Origin of the sequence: Pseudorhizobium tarimense (assembly GCF_022968135.1) — a bacterium.
Lineage (GTDB): Bacteria > Pseudomonadota > Alphaproteobacteria > Rhizobiales > Rhizobiaceae > Neorhizobium > Neorhizobium tarimense.
The window spans coordinates 110303-129930 of record NZ_JALJRA010000009.1 but is presented as its reverse complement, the minus strand read 5'-3'; the positions used below and the strand labels follow the sequence as shown (position 1 = coordinate 129930).

Genomic DNA, 19628 nt, shown 5'->3' with positions numbered 1-19628 from the left:
CGGCGCCTTTTGGTGCGCCTTGATCCGTCCCTTCAACGATGGCCGTGCAAGGCGCGACAGTCAAACCTTAGATCCCGTCAGATCACTAGGTTCCGCTTTCCCGCGACCTCCACATATGCTTCCTCCAAGAAGCGCATGAGAAAGCAAGATGCAGATCGAACACCAGCAGTTATCGTCAGGCGGGCGCTAAGTGGCGACGCTGGATGGCTATGAGGCGAGCTCACCTCTTCCCCCGCCTCTCCGAACCTGATCATCGTCGATCATACAGGTGTGCCGACAAATAGCGCGGTCGTGGAGTGGGTCAGGCTTTGGCCGCATATGCTGTCGAGGATGCGCGTTGGGGTGGCTGGAAGATCATGCCGCTATGCCCGTTCTTCAAGAGCCAGGCGATGCGCCATTCCGACTGGCAGGACGTCATCAGCGGCTAAGAAGCCGCTGCGGCTCTCAACCGCACGAGAAATCGGTCGCGCGCCCATTGAGCTCGCGACCTTCTTTAGATCGAGGCGGACCGACTCAGGCCCGTGCCCGCAGGGCGACGTCTCGCTCCTCGAGAGCGGTTGCCTTGGCAAATTCGGCTTGCGCTTCTTCGACGGCGAGTTCCGCCGCATCCTGCTGGACCCGTAACTCTCGGATCGAGACCTCCAGGTTGTCCGCCCGCTGGCGGGCAGCCTTGGCGAAGGTCGGATAGGCAAAGTGATTCGGATCCGTGATCCCCGACTTCTTCTCTTCCAGGCCGATCTGGTATTCGAGCTCCTTCGCCATTCGCTCGAATTCTGCCATCATCATCTGCAGCTGCTGCAGCTGCCGACGCTTCTCGTTGACCTGAAATTCCTTCAGGCGAACCAGGCTGTCACGCGACTTCATACGCAATACTCCGTGGTAGCGGCGCCCATTCGCTGTAACCTGATCGGCACACATCGAGGATATAAAACGTTCTCACGTTGATCGAACCCCCTTCCGCGTTAACCTTTCGTTTACGGGCATCATTAACAATAAGGCGTATCATTTAAGGGTCGGTAAATGCCAGAGACCTAAATGGCGCGACAATGTGGAGTCGCATGAATCACTTACGGGGATTTCTTCACGTAAGGATTCAAGTCAGGCGATGACCGATCCTCGTTGAAAATCAGACAGGTGCCTCCAGTTGCTTAATAAATATGATACCGCTTGCCTAAGTGAATCAGAATTTGTTAACCATTTGGTGGCAGCTTCCAAATCAGGCACAGTCTGGATCCGTTACGCGTAGGGAGCACGGACTACCGAGCGGCGGCAAAGGGGATAATTATGCGGGTTCTACTCATCGAAGATGACAGCGCGACAGCGCAGAGCATCGAGCTGATGCTGAAGTCGGAGAGCTTCAACGTCTATACCACCGATCTGGGTGAGGAAGGCGTCGATCTCGGCAAGCTCTACGACTACGACATCATCCTACTGGACCTCAATCTGCCCGATATGTCGGGCTACGAAGTCCTGCGCACCCTGCGCCTCTCGAAGGTCAAGACGCCCATCCTGATTCTCTCCGGCATGGCCGGCATCGAGGACAAGGTCCGCGGCCTCGGCTTCGGTGCCGACGACTACATGACTAAGCCCTTCCACAAGGACGAACTGGTTGCCCGCATTCACGCGATCGTCCGCCGCTCCAAGGGCCACGCGCAGTCGATCATCATCACTGGCGAGCTGATCGTGAACCTGGATGCCAAGACCGTCGAAGTCGGCGGCCAGCGCGTTCACCTCACCGGCAAGGAATACCAGATGCTGGAGCTTCTTTCGCTCCGCAAGGGCACGACCCTCACCAAAGAAATGTTCCTCAACCATCTTTACGGCGGGATGGACGAGCCGGAACTGAAGATCATCGACGTCTTCATCTGCAAGCTGCGCAAGAAGCTCGCCAATGCTGCCGGCGGCGCAAACTACATCGAGACCGTCTGGGGTCGCGGCTACGTGCTGCGCGAACCAGAAGGCGCCGAGTACGCAGAAAGCGCCTGATCCCTTACCCGCCATCCCTGTACCAACGCCCGCGGTTGCCGCGGGCGTTTTTCGTTTGTCCGCGTAGCGATTCGTGAATCGCCGCAGCGGCGGCGGACCGCCTATGGCGACAGGGAACCGATGCTGTAGGACCGCAGGATCAGGCTGCGACGGCAAGTCCTGCAAAGACGGAGGTCAGGATCTTGCGGTCAAAGGGTTTCAGCAGGAAGTCATTGGCACCGGCACGCTTGCCGAGCATCATCTTCTTCAGATCGGCCTCGATCACACAGTAAAAGATCCGCACACCCTTGCCGTTGGGCATGGACCGTACGCCCCGGATCAGATCGAGCGCACCGTCGAGGCTTGCATCGACGATCAGGAGCGCGGGGAGGTCCGACTGGCAGCGGCTCCTGGCTTCGGCCGCTGTTCCGGCCTCCACGACGACGAAACCGAGCTCTGTCAGAATGCGCTTGCCTACCTTTCGGACCACGTCCGAGCTGTCGGCAATCATCAGACGCTGCATGGTTTCCCCTCCTGGTCAGCCGCCTCCCCCTTTGGGGAGGTCAAGCTCCAAGGTAGAAGCCAGCCCGCTAAGGAATAGTTACTGCGAAACCTGCTCAGGCAGCGACCGCCTCAGCGGTGAACACGATCTTGTCCTCCGACACCAGGTGTCTGAGTTCCATGCCGCACTCGTCGGCAAGAAGAACGGTGTAGTAAGGCTGGATCGAATGTGCGTCGATTGCCTCCTGGAGCGTGCCCGAGGTGATCTCGATGAACTTCGGCGGCACACGCATCATCCGGCCGCGGATGGTGATCGTGAACTTTGCGTCATATTCCGGATTTTCCAGCCCGACGTCCATGTTGCCGCCGCGCGGAATGCCGCCATAGGCGACGAGGAAAAGGTTGAGCAGCAGCTTCACGCGGTTCTTGGCGATAATGGCCCGCGGTCCGCTCCAGGTAACCTCGGTCTTCTTCTCCGCAGCGGCGAAGTCCTTTGCAGCCTTTTCCGCCTCTCCAGTGTCGATAGAGGCACCGACTGAGCCTGATGCGCCGAAGGCAAGCCGCGCAAACTTCAGCCGGACCGCGGCGTTCAAGGCCGACGTGCGGATGAGGTCCAGCGCATCCGCGTCAGAGCCGCCTTCGTCGAGCAGCTCCAACCCGTTGTTGATCGCGCCTACGGGAGAGATGACATCATGACAGACACGACTGCACAGCAGTGCCGCAAGATCTGGCCCGTCAAGGGTAAGATTCGAGTTCTTGGGCATGCTTGTCTCCTGCTGTTTCGTGCCAGCACTATGGCGCGCGAAAATTGTGCGAAGGTGGTGCCGGATTTGTGGTCATAATGACACCATATTTGGTAAACCGATTGTTAAGGCGATCTCCCGCAATATGAAAGTCCACCCGTACGGAAAGAAAAGACGGACCCAATTGATGCGCCTGTACCCGACTTCACTTACCGCCCGCCTCGCTGCAATCGCAGTCGCCGTGCTGACGCTGGCAAGTCTAGGCCTTGGTAGTCCGGTTTATGCGCAGCAGGGGGGCAGCCAGTACAGCGCGCAGGAGATTGTCGACGCCGGTCACAGCTTCTTCGGCTCGACCAGCGGCGGGCTGGCCAAGGTGGTGGAGAAGGCCTTCGAGCAATACGGCCTTCCGAACGGCTACATCCTCGGCCAGGAAGGCTCCGGCGCCTTTATCGCCGGCCTCACCTATGGAGAAGGGCAGCTCTACACGAAGAACGCCGGCCAGCACCCGGTCTTCTGGCAGGGCCCATCGCTTGGGATCGACTATGGCGGCCAGGGTTCGCGCGCTATGATGCTGGTCTACGACCTGCCATCGATTCCAAGCCTTTACGCCCGTTTCGGCGGCGTTTCCGGATCCGCCTTCGTGGTCGCCGGGGTGGGGATGACGGTGCTGCGTAATAATGATGTGGTTCTGGTTCCGATCCGCACCGGCGTCGGTGCCCGCCTCGGCATCAATGTCGGCTATCTGAAGCTCACCCCTTCCCCCACCTGGAACCCTTTCTAAGCCAATGGATTATAGCCCCCAAGACAAAGGGGGATCAGATGCCGGCCATGAGGCCCAGCGCTTTCAGCATCGCTTGCCGGGACACCGCGGTTGTGCTTAAACGGCTCACCGCCCCACCCCGCGTCCAAGCCGGCGAGATGGCCCTGTCGTGATCCAATTCGCTCTTCTCTTCGGACTGGGTTTCCTCAGCGCTGCCCTGCTCGTCATGTTGATCGCGCCAGCCGTTCATGGGCGCATCGTCCGCTATACGGAAAACCGCATCAAGGCGACGCTGCCGATCAGTCCGCAGGAGGTGCGCGCCCAGCGCGACATGGCGCGCGCCGTTTATGCGGCGGAAAACGCCCGTACCAAGCAGGAATTGGTACAGGAGAAGGACAGCGGGGTCGCCTTGAGGCTTCGCAACGACAGACTTGCGGACGAGGCGCGCCGGCTGCAGTCCGAGAACCACGACCTGCAGATGCAGATTGCCGACATGGATGTCGAAGCCGCTGACTTAAGGGCGCGCCTGCGCCAGGAAGGCAGCTACATCCAGCAGTTGAAGGCGGCCGTCGAAGCCGCAGAAGAAGCCGATGCTGCCAAGGGCATAGAGATCGAGGAACTTCAGCGCAGAATCTCCAGGCTGAGGGCTGACGCAGATAACCTGCGCATCGACCTCTCCGCGCGCGACACCGAAGTCGAGAACCTCAAGTTTCGCATCGCAACGCTCCGGGATGAGCGGGAGAGCCTGCGCAACGACGTCAAGCTGCAGACCACTCGCGCCAAGGATGCCGAAGCCCGTCTGGCGCAGGAAGAACACCGCGCGCTGCGGCTGGAAGACAAGCTCTCGCGCGAAATTGCGGTGCGCTCCGACAAGGAAAACGCGCTGGAGCGCCGCATCGAGGAGGTGGCACGCCTGAAGGAAAGGTTGAAGGTGGCAACAGCGGAAGCCCGCGAAGTGTCTCGCGCATCTCGCAAGTCCAGCACAAAAGCCTCCGCGCCCAAGCGGAATGGCGCCTCCGAAGTTGAAGTGACGCCGCTTGCCGCCGACGCGAGTTCCGGCCCGGCGGATATCGCCGCCGTCATTGCCGCCTCTCCCGAGTTGTCCGACCTGGCAGACAGCGCCCATAACAGGGCGACTGCGCTCTCCGAGCGCTTGCTGAAGGCAAGATCAGACGGCAATGATGCTGCCATCCGCGATGAGATGGCCTCCATTGCCGCGTCCATGATTGCCCTAACGGCCCGCGCGGAAGGTCCGTCCTCTCCTATCAGGACGATGCTCGAGAATGTCCAAAGCGAAAGCGAGATGCGGGAAAGCCTCGCCGCACGGGCGCGAAAAGCTCTCGCCGATCAGGAACCGGCCACGCCCGCCTAAAGACGACCCTGGGCGCGTGCAATCTCATAGAGGGCAATGCCGGTTGCGGTTGCCGCGTTAAGGCTGTCTAAACCAGGCGCCTGTGCAATACGGGCTGTGTTGAACCTATCCAGGATCGCAGAGGGAAGCCCACTTCCCTCTGTTCCGGTGATGAGCGCCATCCGTGGCGCGGCGGCAATTGTCCGCACCTCGGCTCGACCGGCAGGCGATAGCGCCCAGACCTCGAAACCGCGCTGGAGAAGAAGCGAGAGGTTCTCCTCGATGCTGCCGCTTCGTGCATAAGGCACCTTCAGAACCCCACCAACGGACACGCGCAGCGCCTTGCGGTAGAGCGGATCGCAAGACGTTGCGTCCATGATCACCGCGTCGGCGCCGAATGCTGCGGCATTGCGGAAGATCGAACCGATGTTGTCGTGGTTGGAGATGCCGGCCGCCATGACCACCAGTGCCGACGCCGGCAGCCGGTCGATGAGGTCAGCCGGACTCGCCACTGTCTGCCGATGCCCAAGCGCCAGTACGCCGCGATGGAGGTGAAAACCAGCAATTGCGTCGAGGACGGAAGCGCTTGCGACATACACGGGGACGTCTGGAGGAAACGCTGCCAATTCCTCGGCCAGACCTGCCACCCTGTTTTCCAGAAGCAGGAGCTTCTCGGCGGCGAAGTCCCCTCCCCGTGCATGGGCGGCGGCGAGCATGCGAAGAACGACCGTGCCTTCCGCAATGAAGCGGTTCTCGCGGCCGGTCAGGTCCCGCTCCCGGATGCTGCGAAACGCGGCGATCCGCGGATCGTCGGGGTCCTCGATCCGGATCACATGCCGCGGTGCCGTCATAGCCCCTGGCGCGCGCCTACGACCGTCACGTCAGCAACGATGCGCCCGACGTTGAGATCGAACACAAGAGCCTTCTGCTGGCCGCCGATCGCGCCATAGAACAGCATCTGGCTGCCCGATAGGGAAACAGACTGAACGTCGAAACCTTCGGGAAGCGTCACGGAAGATGCAAGCGGCTGATCGGCGGGAACGGAATTGCCGAGGGCCGCAACGGGTGCCGTTTCCGGTCCTTGCGAGACCTTGTAGACAACCGCAGCGAGGACGGCCATAAAGCAGACGAACAAAATCCCGCCCGAAACGAGTTGCAGCAGCACCATCTTCCGGCGGATCCTTTCCATTGCCGGGTCAAGCGGTGCTTCCTGTTCCTCGGGATCAGGATTTGCCATGCTGGGTTTCCTTGCTGCTGTCGGGTCCATTGAATGAACGATCCCTTTAAACAAGCCGAGCCGCCAAGGAAAGTGCTGGTCGCCGGAGAAGATGCCGAAGGCCGGCTGGATGCCTGGCTGACCGCCACGCTGAAAGGCGATTTCTCCCGCAGCCGCATCAAGAGCTTGATCGAACAAGGGGCCGTCCTTCTGCGTGGCGCCGTCTGCACCGAGCCGAAGAAGAAGGTGCAGCCCGGAGATCGGGTCGAGATCGTTCTTCCGGAACCGGAAGACCCCGTTCCTCAGGGCGAGAACATCCCCCTCGACGTGCTCTACGAGGATGCCGATCTGATTGTCATTTCAAAGCCCGCCGGCCTCGTCGTCCATCCGGGCGCCGGCAACTGGACGGGCACACTCGTCAATGCCCTGATCTACCACTGCGGTGACAGCCTGTCGGGGATCGGCGGCGTCCGGCGCCCCGGCATTGTTCATCGTCTGGACAAGGATACGAGCGGCGTCCTGGTTGCAGCCAAGAATGACGCTGCCCACCGCCATCTCGCTGCGCAGTTCGCCGATCATGGCCGCACAGGCCAACTCGAGCGAGCCTATAAGGCGGTGGTGTGGGGCCGGCCGAAGCAGCTGCGGGGTACGATTGACGCTCCTCTGGGCCGAGCTGGTGACCGCACGAAACGTGCGGTAAAGCACGAAGATAGCATCGACGCGCGCGAAGCCGTCACCCATTACGAGGTCCTTAAGCGCTTCTTCGAGCGGCCAGATGCGACAGCACTCGCCTCGCTCATCGAATGCCAGTTGGAGACCGGCCGAACGCACCAGATCCGCGTTCACATGGCCCATATCGGTTGCCCCCTCGTGGGCGACCCCGATTATAGCGCCGGCTTCCGGACCAAGGCGAACCTGCTGCCGGAGCCAGCGAAGACCGTCGTCAAGGCATTTCACCGGCAGGCGCTGCACGCTTATCTTCTGGCGTTCGAGCATCCGCGCACTGGTGAGGTGATGGAATTCGAAGCTCCGCTTCCGGCCGATATGCAGGAACTGGTCGACGCCCTGGAACAGGGGCACCAGGGGGCCTGAGCATTACCAACTTGTAATGATATAACGCTAGCGTGATCACTTGAATCACCCTTTTGCCGCACTTATCTGACAATTGGGTCGGTGTGGGAGGTCGTCAATGACCTACACCGTACGGTTCGCCTCAGCGCCAGTCGCTCGTGACGAGGGAACCCAGATTAGATCAGAAGGGGGTGCTTCATGGCCCGCAATACATTGCCGTCCATCACGTCCGGCGAAGGCGGTCTCAACCGCTATCTCGACGAAATCCGCAAATTCCCCATGCTTGAGCCGCAGCAGGAATACATGCTCGCCAAGCGTTACGCCGAACATGGGGATCGCGACGCCGCACATCAACTAGTAACGAGCCATCTTCGTCTCGTGGCTAAGATCGCCATGGGCTATCGCGGCTACGGCCTGCCAATCGGTGAAGTCGTCTCCGAAGGCAATGTCGGACTGATGCAGGCGGTCAAGAAGTTCGATCCCGAGCGCGGCTTCCGTCTGGCCACGTATGCGATGTGGTGGATCAAGGCCTCGATCCAGGAATACATCCTGCGGTCCTGGTCTCTGGTGAAGATGGGGACGACCGCCAACCAGAAGCGGCTCTTCTTCAACCTGCGCCGGCTCAAGGGCCGCATCCAGGCGATCGACGAAGGCGACCTGAAGCCGGAACAGGTGGCGGAGATCGCCACCAAGCTGAACGTTTCGGAAGAAGAAGTCGTCTCGATGAACCGCCGACTATCCGGCGATGCCTCGCTGAACGCGCCGATCCGCGCCACCGAAGGTGAATCCGGGCAGTGGCAGGACTGGCTCGTCGACGAGCACGAAAGCCAGGAGCAGGTGTTGATCGAGCAGGACGAGCTCGACACCCGCCGGCGCATGCTCTCAAAGGCGATGGGCGTGCTCAACGACCGCGAGCGGCGCATCTTTGAGGCCCGGCGTTTGGCCGACGACCCGATCACGCTGGAAGAGCTGTCATCGGAGTTCGACATCAGCCGCGAGCGCGTGCGCCAGATAGAGGTGAGAGCGTTCGAGAAGGTGCAGGACGCGGTGCAGAAGGAAGCGCTTGCTCAGGCCCAGGCTCTTCGCGTCGTCGACGCCTAAGCGTCAGAAAATCTCGATGAAAAAACCGGCGGATCGCTCCGCCGGTTTTTTGTTGGCTACTGGCCGGTATTCCCATCGTTGCTCAACGATTGCCATTCGCGGATGGCTTCGTTGAAGGTTTGCGTGCCCTCTTCACCCTTCTGCAGGGTGAGAAGCGCCCGGCGCCCGTTGCGGTAGGTTACCGGAATGTCCATCCAATTGCGCGTCCGCAGCAGTTCGAGATTGGTTGCGCGCGCATCGGGAAAGTCGTTGAGCGCGATCATGTGGAAGTCGTCGGTGATCTTGGCCGGCACCGCGATCAGGGCGTCACCCCGATCCTGTTCCGTCTGCTTCATAGCGATCCGCTGAACGCTGTCGATCGCACCGCCCTCAAAGCCCGGCGGCACGGCAAAGACCACTTCAACCAGATGGCTGGCGGGAAGCGAGGCATCCGTATTGCGCTTGAAGGTGATCAGCGCCGTCAGACCGCGTCCCGGAATGTTCACCCGTCCCTGCACCACCGGCTCCTGAACGCCGTTGGCATTGGCTTCGCGCTGCAGAGACCAGGAGACAGCACCTTCGATCGCCGTCGGCGCCGTCTGCCCGACACGCTCTTCGTAGAGGAACATCTTCTCCCCTGACAATGCTGCCGTGTCGGCAGGGGTTGCCGTCGGGGCGGCTTCACCGGCCGGTGCAGCGGAGGCACCTGCATCTCCGGCTTCAGCCGGAGAGGAAGGCGGCGCATTCAGCTGGGCAACAGACTGGCCCGAACCTGCACCATCGGCCGGCCCCGGTCCCTGATCCACTTCCGTGCCGTCAGGAAGAAGGCGCTGCGTGAATTTGTTGCTGGCGGCAACCTCAGGTGTGGCCGGAGCGGTCGCTTCAGTATCGGTTGCCGTCTGCTCTGCCGGAGCAGCGTCATCGCCTGCGGTCGCCGTCGGCTCTTCTATGATGCCATCGGCAGCCTCCCCCGAAGGTGCGACTGCCGTAGGCTCTTCTCCTGCGAGGCCGACGACTTCACTCAGCACATCGCGGTTCAGCCACAGCGCGTAACCGCCTGCGGCGACGATGATCAGGCCGATCAGTGCCAGAATTGGTGCCGTATAATTACGCTTCTTCGGCGCTACTCGGTAGGGACGCGGCGGAGGCGGAACCATGTCCGCATCCTTAACCATATCGTCTGCGTTCGACGCCGCGCCGCCGGCCGGCATCGCGTTTTGATTGTAACCAATCAGCTCCTCGATATCCTCCCACGGATCCTTCGCAGCGGGGGAAGCAGCGGCGGCTGCGGAATCGCCCGGAACCCGGAGTGCTTCTTCGAAGCTGTCATGCCCAGGATGCTCGTGAGCCGCCTGCGGCTGGCCGAACGGCAGGAAATCATCTGTTGAAGGCATGCGGACTGAAGAGACGCTGGCACGCGTTTCCTGGTCGAAATGGGCGTCGACAGTCTCGGGCACCGCCGATGAAGCGGGCTCCGGCGTCAGGTCGGGAACGTCCTGCCAGGCGGCTTCTGCCTGTGCGGGCTGCTCCTCCGGCCATTGCCAGCTGTCGTCAGCTGCGGGAGCAGCCAGTTCCTGGCGTTCGTCTTCCCAGGATGGCGCAACGACCTCCGACTCGTTGGGGGCAGGCTCAGTGACCGTCCAGTCATGCTGTTCGCCCGGTACGGCCTCTACCGAGCGTTCGTCCTGCGGCTGGTCTGCGTCTGATGTCGGCCAGATACCGAGAGGTTCTGGAGCGGTCCTATCCTCGAAGGAGGCATCCGATACATGATTGCCGTCATGCACGCCACCGGCGTAGGTCTCAGCCTCTTCCCGAGGTGGCCAACTTTCGTCTGCGCCATGGACTGGTGCGACCAGGCCTTCGTCAGCGGCAGACTGATCGTCATGCTGGTCGGAGACCGGCTCGTGATCGGCAGCAGACGGCTCGTAGGGTGGCTCGTCCTGCTGTTCGAAGGCAGGCTCGGCGTAGGATGCGGGTTCTTGTTCTTGCGCAAAAGTCTGCGGCGCTTCCGGGGCGGCGTAGACCTCCTCAGGTGCAGCAGCGGCGCGGTCTTCCTCCGGCCACTGTGCCGGAACGGAAGCCTCGGGCTCGTAAGCCTCTTCGGAGGGACGGTCATACGCCTCGGCGGCAGCAGGCGCTTCGTACGGCGCCTCTTCATAATCCGGTTCCGATGCAACGATCGGCGCCGTTACGGGCTCAACCGCAGGCAAGGCCTCCTCATGCTCCGCCTCGACCGAGACGATCGCCGCTTCCAGCTTTTCCATCTGCCGCTGAAGCATCGATTCCGGTGGCGCCGGCTTCATGTTCTCCAGCTGCCGCCGAACCGCGCCGCGTGCCTTGTCGTACACCTTTTCGCGCATCTCCGGCGTGTTCTTCGCCAGACCGTCGACGGCGCGGCGGATCACCGCAACAAAATCTGCCATCAGCACTTTCTCATGATCAGTGGTCGTTCACCGAATGATGATTGATCAATCGTGAACACTAGTCCTCAAACGGGTCGGTCACAAGTATCGTGTCGTCCCGCTCAGGGCTGGTTGAAAGTAGAGCGACCGGCGCGCCGATCAACTCCTCCACCTGGCGTACATACTTGATCGCCTGCGCCGGAAGGTCGGCCCACTTGCGGGCGCCTACCGTGGATTCCTTCCAGCCTTCAAGGGTGACGTAAACCGGCTCGACGCGAGCCTGCGCCGCCTGGCTTGCGGGAAGATGATCGATCTCCTGGCCGTCGAGCTTGTAGCCGACGCAGATCTTCAGCTCGTCGAGCCCGTCGAGGACATCAAGCTTCGTCAGCGCGATGCCAGTGATTCCGTTGGTGGCGACAGACTGCCGGACGAGTGCCGCATCGAACCAGCCACAACGGCGCTTTCGGCCGGTGACGGTGCCGAACTCATGGCCCTTCTCCCCAAGAAACTGGCCGATCTCGTCGTGCAGCTCGGTCGGGAACGGGCCCTCGCCGACGCGTGTCGTGTAGGCCTTGGTGATGCCGAGGATGTAGCCCAGCGAGCCAGGCCCCATGCCGGAACCGGCCGCAGCCTGGCCGGCAACGGTGTTGGAGGACGTGACGAAGGGGTATGTCCCGTGATCGATGTCGAGCAACGAGCCCTGAGCCCCTTCGAAGAGGATGCGCGCACCCTTGCGGCGCTGTTTGTCGAGCAGCAGCCACACGGTTTCGCGAAACGGCAGGATGCGATCGGCAACCGAGGTTAGCTCCTCCATGATCGTCTCGTGCGAGACTTCCGGGGCCCCGAGACCGCGGCGGATCGCGTTGTGATGGGTGAGGATGCGATCGACCTTGCCGCCGAGCGTATCGAGATCCGCCAGATCCATCACGCGAATGGCGCGGCGGCCGACCTTGTCCTCGTAAGCCGGGCCGATCCCGCGACGGGTCGTACCGATTTTGGTGCCGCTGTTGGAGGCGGCGTCTTCACGCATCCCGTCGAGCTCACGGTGCAGCGAGAGGATCAAGGTAGCATTGTCGGCGACGCGCAGGTTCTCCGGCGTGATCGTCACGCCCTGCTTTGCCAGCTTGTCGATTTCCGTGATCAGCGCATGCGGATCGACGACAACACCATTGCCGATGACCGCCATCTTGCCGGGACGCACGACACCGGAGGGAAGCAGCGAAAGCTTGTACGAAACACCGTCGATGACCAAGGTGTGGCCGGCATTGTGCCCGCCCTGGAACCGGACGACGATGTCGGCTCGCTCGGACAGCCAGTCAACAATCTTGCCCTTGCCCTCGTCGCCCCACTGGGAACCGACCACCACGACGTTCGTCATTTCTTCGCTTTCCTATTTCCGCGCAAGCTGTTGCGCCCACTCAAACCGGCGCATCTATAAAACCAAGATGCCAGGAAAGCGAACCGTTTGTGGAGACAAAAGCGGTTTTTGCGTGACAAAGCACAAACGAGCGGTCTATCAGCCTGCGACCTGAAATACTCCCGCCTGCCCCCTACGGAGTCTCCCTTGCACAAGAAGGCCTATCTGTGTCTCGTCATCGCGACGCTGTGCTGGGGCGGGAATGCGGTCGCCGGCAAGCTTGCCGTTGGTCATATCAGCCCGATGATGCTGACATTCTGGCGCTGGACCTTTGCGGTCGCGATCATCTTCGCGATCTCCGTTCCGCAGCTGATCAAGGACTGGCCGGTCGTGAAGAAGCGCCTGCCAATCCTGATGTTCTACGGCATCATCGGCTACACGACGTTCAACGCGACGCTTTATACGGCGCTGAAATACACCACTGCGATCAATGTGGCGATCGAACAGGCCGGCATCCCGATGCTGATCTTCATGATCAACTTCATCCTGTTCAGGATGCGGGTGTCGATCGCGCAGATCCTCGGCTTCTCGCTCACATTGGTTGGCGTGGCGCTCACCGCAGCGCATGGCGATCTCGCGACGCTGCTCGAACTGACCGTGAACTTCGGCGATGCCTTGATGCTGATCGCCGTCGTCGCCTACGCGGTCTACACTGTTTCACTGCGCTGGAAGCCGCTCATCGACTGGCGCACGCTGATGGCGATCCCTGCCCTCTTCGCCCTGCTCACGACGGTGCCTCTGGCGCTTTGGGAGCAGGCCAACAGCCAGGCGATCTGGCCGGACGCCCGCGGCTGGATCGTCGCGCTCTATACCGCTCTCTTCGCCTCGCTCGTGGCGCAGATCCTCTACATCAAGGGCGTCGAAGGGATCGGCCCGAACAGGGCGAGCCTCTTCATCAACCTGATCCCCGTGTTCGGGACGCTACTTTCAGTGGCAATTATTGGTGAAGATATGCAGCCATTTCACGTCGCAGCCCTTGTATTGGCGCTCGGCGGCATCGCAATCGCAGAACGCGGAAAGCCCGCCTCAGTCTGAGGTGGACTTTCTGGCGTTTCAGATGAATTAGATATCGGAATAGGACGTTGCTGGCGATGTGTCGCGCCGGAACGTCTCAGCGGCCAAACCCGCTTGTTGCTCACGCGAACCCCGGATGAACGCGAGGTGCTCTCCGAGCACCACCTCGCCACGATCCGTTCGCACAACCAGCACACGCTGAATGCGGCCACGGTCGCTGACGGCGTAGGCGATCCGCATCATGTCCTTTCGCCAGCCAAGAGCCAGGAGCCGGTCGCGCTTGATGTCTGCACAATCGGTGCAACCGCCCGTTTCCGCACCGGACGCCAACCCCGCAGCAAGCCCGTCGAAATAGCTATCCAGATCGCCAATCGCCCGATTGACCGCCTGGTTGACGCGCAGCAGTCCCATCGCGCTATTCCGGTCGAGGATGCGAGCAGCCCTCTCAACGATACCCCCTTCCGCCAGTTGGAGTTCATGTGCCGGAGATGCCGCAAAGCCGGCAGGGCCGGCAGCATAAGCCGCAGGCGCGGAGATGATTGCAGCCATAAATGCCATACTGGCAAGACGTTTCATCGACATGACTGAGACCCTGTTCTGGTCGGGCAGCTTTGTTGCCGCCTCATGGTTTCGGGTTCATCCCGAGCTGCTGGCCTGATGCCGTTATGTATCCCGATAGCGGATGGGAATTTCAGGCGGCTTAAGCAAAAAGATTCGAATTTATCGAAAGTCGTTTTCTTTCCCGCATTGGACAGTCTGCCTTTTTTGCTCTGCAGCGGCCGGAATCCGGGTCCTTAAACTTTTCGTTAAATTTTACGCGCCAACACTCTTCTCAACCAAGAGGTCTAGCGATGCGTATTGCGTTTTCCATCGCGCTCCTGCTGTTGCTCTCAGCCTGCGCGTCCGCCCCCAGCCAGATCACCAATGCCTGCGCGATCTTCGAGCAGCGTGACGGGCTGTTCAACAACTGGTCGAGAGAAGCCAAGAAGGTCGAACGAGAGTTCGGCGTTCCGGTGCCGGTGCTGATGGCGACGGTTTATACTGAGTCAGGCTTCCGCCCCCGTGCCCGTCCACCGCGCACCAAGCTGCTCGGTTTCATCCCCTGGAAGCGCCAGTCGACCGCCTATGGCTATGCCCAGGCCTTGGATGGCACGTGGGCGGAGTATCAGCGGGCGACTGGCCGGTGGTCGGCGAGGCGGAGCGATTTCGGCGATGCGATCCACTTCATCGGCTGGTATCACAATCGCAGCCACCTGAAGAACGGCATACCGCTCGGTGACAGCTACAACCTCTACCTCGCCTATTACACCGGCCATGCCGGCTATTCACGCGGCTCCTTCACGTCAACTGCGCGAAAAGGTGCTCAGCGATCGGCCAATATCGCCTCCCGCTACGAGGCCCAACTCCGCTCCTGCGGTTACTAGCCCTGTTCAAAGTGGGCGACCGCATCCGCTAGGACGACGGAAAGCTCGAGGGGCTGGTCGAAGAACTCTCGCAAAACGAGCTGTCATCCGGGTGACCCGCACGAAGATCAACGGCACCAAGCTAAAGTGGGAAAAGGGCCTGAACCTGCCGGACACTGCCCTCGGCCTATCGCCATCAACGACAAAGGACCATGAAGATCTGGCCGTTGTGACCGAACATGCGGACATGCTCGGCTACTCCTTCCTCAGCCGACCGGATGACATCGACATGCTGGAGGACATCCTGGCCGAGCTTCCGCCCGGCGACCGTCCGCTCGGCCTGGTCGCCAAGATCGAGCAGCCAGAGGCCTTGTCAAACCTGCCGGCGCTGATCGCCGTCGCTCTTCGGCACCATCGCTCCTCGGGGTGATGATTGCCCGCGGCGATCTTGCGGCCGAGATCGGCTTCGAGCGCGCCGCCGATATGCAGGAGGAGATCCTCTGGCTCTGCGAGGCGGCGTCCGTCCCGACAATCTGGGCGACCCACGTGCTGGAAGACCTGGTGAAAGCGGGATCCCCACACGCGGCGAGATGACCGATGCGGCCATGGCGGCGCGCGCTGAATGCTTGATGCTGAACAAGGGTGCAGCCGTTGCGGAGGCGGTCAGCCTGCTCGACCACCTCATGTCCCGCATTGACGAGCACATCACTAAGAAAACGCCCAACCTGTGCGCGCTTAAATCCTGGACCTACCCGAACCCGCCGGGTTGAACGCCGCGCTTATAGCGGAGCACCAGACAGGACGTCAGGCACCGTAGCCGACGATGCCCTTGATCTCCAGAAACTCGTGAATGCCCCAATCGGCATACTCGCGTCCATTGCCGGACTGCTTGTAGCCGCCAAAGGGAGCGCTCGTATTCCAATCGGGATAGTTGATATAGACGGATCCTGCCCGTAGCCGGGCCGCCACATCGCGCGCCCGATCGATGTCCGCCCCCTGGACATAGGCTGCAAGCCCGTATACGGTATCGTTGGCGATGGCGACCGCCTGCTCTTCGCTGCCATAGGGCAGGATCGACAGCACCGGGCCGAAGATCTCCTCCCGTGCGATGGTCATCGAATTGGAGACGTTTCCGAAGATGGTCGGGCGGACATAGTAACCGCGGTTGAGACCTTCGGGGCGTCCCGGTCCTCCGGTTACCAGCGTGGCCCCTTCCTTCATGCCAGTCTCGATCAACCGCTGGATCTTGTCGAACTGCTGCGCGCTCACCACAGGCCCGATATCGGTGTCGGCTGCACGCGGATCCCCCACCTTCAGCGTCGCGGCAGCGGTTTTGGCGACTGCCAGCGCCTCGTCATGCCGGTCTGCCGGCACGAGCATGCGCGTCGGTGCATCGCAGGACTGGCCGGAATTGCCAAAGCACGAGATGACGCCCTCGGAGACAGCATGTTCGAGATCCGCATCCGGCAGAATGATGTTGGCGGACTTGCCTCCCATTTCCTGCACAACGCGCTTCACCGTATCTGCCGCAGCCTTGGCGACGATGATGCCGGCCCGGGTCGAGCCGGTGAAGGACACCATGTCCACGTCTGGATGACTGGCCATCACCTGGCCGACATCCGGTCCAGTGCCATTGATCAGGTTGAAAACGCCCGCCGGCGTGCCTGCCGCTTCCATCACCTCGGCAAACAGCAAGCCGCTGATCGGCGCGATTTCGGACGGTTTCAGCACCATAGTGCAACCGGCGGCAAGGGCAGGTGCGACCTTGCAGACGATCTGGTTGAGCGGCCAGTTCCACGGCGTAATGAGGGCGCAGACGCCTATCGGTTCCCGCACAATCCGCGTGGTGCCCCGCTGCTCATAGAAGCGGAACGTTTCCAGTGCCTCGATCGTCGCAAGCAGATGCGCCTTCCCCGCCGCCGCCTGGCTGTCGCGTGCAAAGGTGATCGCAGCTCCCATTTCCCGGCTCACTGCCTGGGAGATATCCTCGTAACGCTTCTCGTATTCGGCAAGGATGCGCCACAGCAGCGCCAGTTTCTCTTCTCGCGACCAGCAGGAAAAACTCCGGAAAGCAGCCTTCGCGGCCGCGACGGCGCGGCCGACATCCTCCTCGCTGCCGAGCGCGATCTGGGCAAAAGGCTCCTCGGTGGCCGGATCGATGATATCCAGGGCAACCGGCAGCACAGGCTCGACCCAGACGCCATCAATGAAGAACTTCAAGTGATTGCTGGTCATCGGGCACACCCCCAAGCGGAACAGTCTCCACTATCGGGCACGCCCGCGACCCTCGCAACCCCTTCATCAGCCTCGATATGGAGCGAGAAAGGTCTTCGCCGCCTCGATCTCGTTGGGGCGCAACTCGTGCCCACCCGAATGCCATTCGAACTCCACCTGATCGTCCCGGCGACGGAAGTAGTCGCCGAGCTGCGTGGTGAGTTCGACGGGACAGATCGGGTCCCGCTGGCCTGCAGTGATCAGGATCCGTGTCTTGGACGAGACCGGCCGCTGTTCCGGCTCATAGGGGATGAGCGGATGCATCAGCACGGCCGCGTCAAAGAGACCGGGCTTCTCGATCAGCACGCTCGCCAGGATGTTGGCGCCGTTGGAGAAGCCGAGCCCCACGACGGGACCGGACTGATAGCGCTCCCGGTTCGCCGTCACGAAGTCGCTCATGCGATTGGTGGCGCGCGCCAAGTCCTCGCAGTCGTAGACGCCTTCCGCCTTGCGCCGGAAGAAGCGCGCTGCGCCGTGTTCGGAGATGTCTCCCCGCGGCGAAACAATCGTGGCGTTCGGCAGGAGGCAGCCGCCGAAATCGAAGAACTGGTTCTCGTCGCCCCCCGTGCCGTGAAAGACGAAGAGGATCGGCGCTCCCGGTTCGCCCGGCTTGGCGCGATGGATGTAACTGTCGTAACTCATACAAACTCCTTGGGAAACCTAACGCCTCAAGCCTCCAGCGGTTCGAGTTGCTCTTCGAGGATCGGCCTCAGATGCGCATGCTGGCTAGGAAGCTTCAGTGCTTCGCCCAGATGCGCCGTATCTTCGTCGCGATCGAAACCCGGTTCGTTGGTGGCGATCTCGAACAGCACGCCGCCCGGTGTGCGGAAGTAGATCGCCCAGAAATAGTCGCGGTCGATGACCGGCGTGACCTGGTAACCAGTCTCCATCAGCGCCTTGCGCACCTCGAGCTGCCTTTCGCGGTTCTCCACGGCAAAGGCGATGTGGTGCACCGAACCGGCACCGAGCCGGGCGCCGTTGATGTTCGGCATCGTCTCGATGTCGATGATGTCTGCGCCATTGCCGCCAAGAATCCCGAAGCGCAGGACCCCGTCCTGGCTGTCGATCTGCTGGTAGCCCATGTACTTCAGCAGCTCCGCAGTTGCTCCTTCGTCGCGAAGGCGTAGCGAAGCGGAGTGGAAGCCGCGGATCGCGTGGTCTTCCCCGACGCCGTTGCCGGTCCAGGGTGCGCGCGGATCGTCCTTCGCCTCGACGAGGGCAAAGCCATCCCCATCAGGACCCGAAAAGTACAGGCGGTTCTCGCCGAACGCGGCGCCGGTCTTCAGCCCCTCGACCCCAGCCTGCGTTAGCCGTTCGCTCCAGAAGCCAAACGAACCTTCGGGAACGGTGAACAACGTCGTGCCGACCTCGCCCGTCCCGGGTCGCCCACGGGCAATATGGGGGAACGGGAAGTAGGTCATCACTGAGCCCGGCGTCCCGACCTCGTCACCATAGTAGAGATGATAGACGTCCGGTGCGTCGAAGTTGACGGTTTTCTTCACCCGGCGCAGCCCAAGTGTATCGGCAAAGAATGCGTTGTTGGTGCGGGCGCTTGCGGCCATCGACGTGACGTGATGCAGCCCTCTGATCTGGTCGATCATTTCCAAACCCCTTCTGGCTCCGTGAGCCTCTTCTGGGCGATATTTGGCGAGGGAGACCCTCCATGCCTAGAGAACCACATCCGAACGCATCGTTCACCATCCAGCAACACATCAGCCATTCCCGTTCACACCTCAGGACGTTCCGGCAGCTGCCAGTCGATCGGCGACTTTCCCCGTGACTGCAGAAACGCGTTCGCCCTGGAAAAGTGCCTGCAGCCGAAGAAGCCGTTATGGGCGGAAAGCGGCGATGGATGCGGCGCCTTCAGCACGAGGTGGCGCTCCTTGTCAACGAAGGCTGCCTTCTTCTGTGCATAGGAACCCCACAGCATGAAGACGACGCCATCGCAACGCTCGTTCACTGCGCGGATCACCGCGTCCGTGAACCGCTCCCATCCCCTGCCCTGATGCGAAGCGGCCCGCGCCTCCTCCACCGTCAGCACGCTGTTCAGCAAAAGCACGCCCTGCCGCGCCCAGTGCTCGAGGAAACCGTGTTTGGTAGGCTGGATGCCGAGATCCGTCTGCAGTTCCTTGTAGATGTTGACGAGCGAGGGCGGAATGCGCACGCCCGGCTGGACGGAGAAGCAGAGGCCGTGCGCCTGGCCGAATCCATGGTAGGGATCCTGCCCGAGGATCACGACCTTCACCTCATCGAGCGGCGTGAGGTCGAGTGCCCGGAAATACTCGCTTCCCTTCGGGAAGATGCGCTTGCCCGCCTCCTTCTCGTTGAGGAGGAAGCGGCGCAGTTCGTTCATGTAGGGATTGCCGAACTCGGGCGCCAAGGCCTGCTTCCAGCTCTCCTCCAGCTTCACCCCCTCCTGCATCACGGCCGC

22 protein-coding genes and 1 pseudogene are annotated in these 19628 nt (G+C 61.6%); 11 read left to right on the top strand and 12 right to left on the bottom strand.

Annotated elements, in window-relative coordinates:
• Positions 1–190: 190 nt before the first annotated feature.
• Positions 191–428 (top strand): annotated as a pseudogene (locus MUU54_RS12670) (GNAT family N-acetyltransferase).
• Between the two features lie 85 nt (positions 429–513).
• Here MUU54_RS12670 and MUU54_RS12665 read toward each other — a convergent pair.
• A complete protein-coding gene (locus MUU54_RS12665; RefSeq protein ID WP_247244382.1) occupies positions 514–864 on the bottom strand; it encodes a flagellar export protein FliJ in 351 nt (116 codons plus the stop codon).
• A gap of 420 nt (positions 865–1284) precedes the next feature.
• Here MUU54_RS12665 and ctrA point away from each other — a divergent pair, with 420 nt between their 5' ends.
• Entirely contained in the window at positions 1285–1986 is a 702-nt protein-coding gene (gene ctrA, locus MUU54_RS12660; RefSeq protein WP_247244381.1) for a response regulator transcription factor CtrA, read from the top strand.
• A gap of 139 nt (positions 1987–2125) precedes the next feature.
• On the opposite strand, the gene MUU54_RS12655 is transcribed toward ctrA, so the two are convergent.
• Together MUU54_RS12655 and chpT are read right to left on the bottom strand one after the other, a co-directional pair.
• Positions 2126–2488, bottom strand: a complete 363-nt coding sequence (locus MUU54_RS12655; protein WP_247244380.1) for a response regulator — start codon at positions 2486–2488, stop codon at positions 2126–2128.
• A gap of 94 nt (positions 2489–2582) precedes the next feature.
• Positions 2583–3230, bottom strand: coding sequence for a histidine phosphotransferase ChpT (gene chpT / locus MUU54_RS12650; protein WP_247244379.1), 648 nt, complete (start codon positions 3228–3230; stop codon positions 2583–2585).
• A gap of 166 nt (positions 3231–3396) precedes the next feature.
• Here chpT and MUU54_RS12645 point away from each other — a divergent pair, with 166 nt between their 5' ends.
• Positions 3397–3990 (top strand): DUF1134 domain-containing protein, encoded by a 594-nt coding sequence (locus MUU54_RS12645; RefSeq protein ID WP_247244378.1) that lies wholly within the window; start codon positions 3397–3399, stop codon positions 3988–3990.
• Between the two features lie 148 nt (positions 3991–4138).
• Positions 4139–5341, top strand: a complete 1203-nt coding sequence (locus MUU54_RS12640) for a coiled-coil domain-containing protein (RefSeq protein ID WP_247244377.1) — start codon at positions 4139–4141, stop codon at positions 5339–5341.
• On the opposite strand, the gene MUU54_RS12635 is transcribed toward MUU54_RS12640, so the two are convergent.
• Positions 5338–6171, bottom strand: a complete 834-nt coding sequence (locus MUU54_RS12635) for a TrmH family RNA methyltransferase (RefSeq protein ID WP_247244376.1) — start codon at positions 6169–6171, stop codon at positions 5338–5340. The genes MUU54_RS12640 and MUU54_RS12635 overlap by 4 nt on opposite strands.
• Positions 6168–6557 (bottom strand): hypothetical protein, encoded by a 390-nt coding sequence (locus MUU54_RS12630; RefSeq protein ID WP_247244375.1) that lies wholly within the window; start codon positions 6555–6557, stop codon positions 6168–6170. Before MUU54_RS12630 ends, MUU54_RS12635 begins: the two co-directional genes overlap by 4 nt.
• 33 nt (positions 6558–6590) lie before the next feature.
• Between MUU54_RS12630 and MUU54_RS12625 the strand changes: the two genes are divergently transcribed.
• Positions 6591–7628: an RluA family pseudouridine synthase gene (locus MUU54_RS12625; RefSeq protein WP_247244374.1), complete on the top strand. Its 1038-nt coding sequence runs from the start codon at positions 6591–6593 to the stop codon at positions 7626–7628.
• Between the two features lie 177 nt (positions 7629–7805).
• Positions 7806–8708 (top strand): RNA polymerase sigma factor RpoH, encoded by a 903-nt coding sequence (gene rpoH / locus MUU54_RS12620; protein ID WP_247244373.1) that lies wholly within the window; start codon positions 7806–7808, stop codon positions 8706–8708.
• Positions 8709–8764: 56 nt separating this feature from the next.
• Here rpoH and MUU54_RS12615 read toward each other — a convergent pair whose 3' ends face one another.
• Together MUU54_RS12615 and MUU54_RS12610 are read right to left on the bottom strand one after the other, a co-directional pair.
• Positions 8765–11110 carry a hypothetical protein gene (locus MUU54_RS12615; protein ID WP_247244372.1) on the bottom strand — a complete coding sequence of 782 codons (2346 nt, stop codon included), beginning with the start codon at positions 11108–11110 and terminating at the stop codon, positions 8765–8767.
• A gap of 58 nt (positions 11111–11168) precedes the next feature.
• Positions 11169–12467 carry an adenylosuccinate synthase gene (locus MUU54_RS12610; RefSeq protein ID WP_247244371.1) on the bottom strand — a complete coding sequence of 433 codons (1299 nt, stop codon included), beginning with the start codon at positions 12465–12467 and terminating at the stop codon, positions 11169–11171.
• A gap of 186 nt (positions 12468–12653) precedes the next feature.
• Here MUU54_RS12610 and MUU54_RS12605 point away from each other — a divergent pair, with 186 nt between their 5' ends.
• Positions 12654–13541, top strand: coding sequence for a DMT family transporter (locus tag MUU54_RS12605; RefSeq protein ID WP_247244370.1), 888 nt, complete (start codon positions 12654–12656; stop codon positions 13539–13541).
• Positions 13542–13568: 27 nt separating this feature from the next.
• Here MUU54_RS12605 and MUU54_RS12600 read toward each other — a convergent pair whose 3' ends face one another.
• Complete coding sequence (locus tag MUU54_RS12600; protein WP_247244369.1) at positions 13569–14102, bottom strand: transglutaminase-like cysteine peptidase; 534 nt, start codon at positions 14100–14102, stop codon at positions 13569–13571.
• Positions 14103–14371: 269 nt separating this feature from the next.
• Here MUU54_RS12600 and MUU54_RS12595 point away from each other — a divergent pair, with 269 nt between their 5' ends.
• From MUU54_RS12595 to MUU54_RS12585, 4 genes are all read left to right on the top strand, one after another.
• A complete protein-coding gene (locus MUU54_RS12595; protein ID WP_247244368.1) occupies positions 14372–14944 on the top strand; it encodes a transglycosylase SLT domain-containing protein in 573 nt (190 codons plus the stop codon).
• Between the two features lie 91 nt (positions 14945–15035).
• On the top strand, positions 15036–15353 hold the full coding sequence (locus tag MUU54_RS24795) for a pyruvate kinase (protein WP_312038824.1): 318 nt from the start codon (positions 15036–15038) through the stop codon (positions 15351–15353).
• Positions 15350–15517 (top strand): hypothetical protein, encoded by a 168-nt coding sequence (locus tag MUU54_RS24595; RefSeq protein ID WP_354532183.1) that lies wholly within the window; start codon positions 15350–15352, stop codon positions 15515–15517. The genes MUU54_RS24795 and MUU54_RS24595 overlap by 4 nt, the downstream gene beginning before the upstream one ends.
• Positions 15514–15693 (top strand): hypothetical protein, encoded by a 180-nt coding sequence (locus tag MUU54_RS12585; RefSeq protein ID WP_247244367.1) that lies wholly within the window; start codon positions 15514–15516, stop codon positions 15691–15693. Before MUU54_RS24595 ends, MUU54_RS12585 begins: the two co-directional genes overlap by 4 nt.
• Before the next feature lie 34 nt (positions 15694–15727).
• Here the strand turns inward: MUU54_RS12585 and MUU54_RS12580 are convergent, their stop codons facing one another.
• From MUU54_RS12580 to ung, 4 genes are all read right to left on the bottom strand, one after another.
• Positions 15728–17158, bottom strand: coding sequence for an aldehyde dehydrogenase family protein (locus MUU54_RS12580; protein WP_247244366.1), 1431 nt, complete (start codon positions 17156–17158; stop codon positions 15728–15730).
• Positions 17159–17224: 66 nt separating this feature from the next.
• Complete coding sequence (locus MUU54_RS12575) at positions 17225–17839, bottom strand: alpha/beta hydrolase (RefSeq protein WP_247244365.1); 615 nt, start codon at positions 17837–17839, stop codon at positions 17225–17227.
• Between the two features lie 26 nt (positions 17840–17865).
• Positions 17866–18798 (bottom strand): VOC family protein, encoded by a 933-nt coding sequence (locus MUU54_RS12570; protein WP_247244364.1) that lies wholly within the window; start codon positions 18796–18798, stop codon positions 17866–17868.
• A 125-nt stretch (positions 18799–18923) separates the two neighbouring features.
• Positions 18924–19619 carry a uracil-DNA glycosylase gene (gene ung, locus MUU54_RS12565; protein ID WP_247244363.1) on the bottom strand — a complete coding sequence of 232 codons (696 nt, stop codon included), beginning with the start codon at positions 19617–19619 and terminating at the stop codon, positions 18924–18926.
• Positions 19620–19628 lie beyond the last annotated feature (9 nt).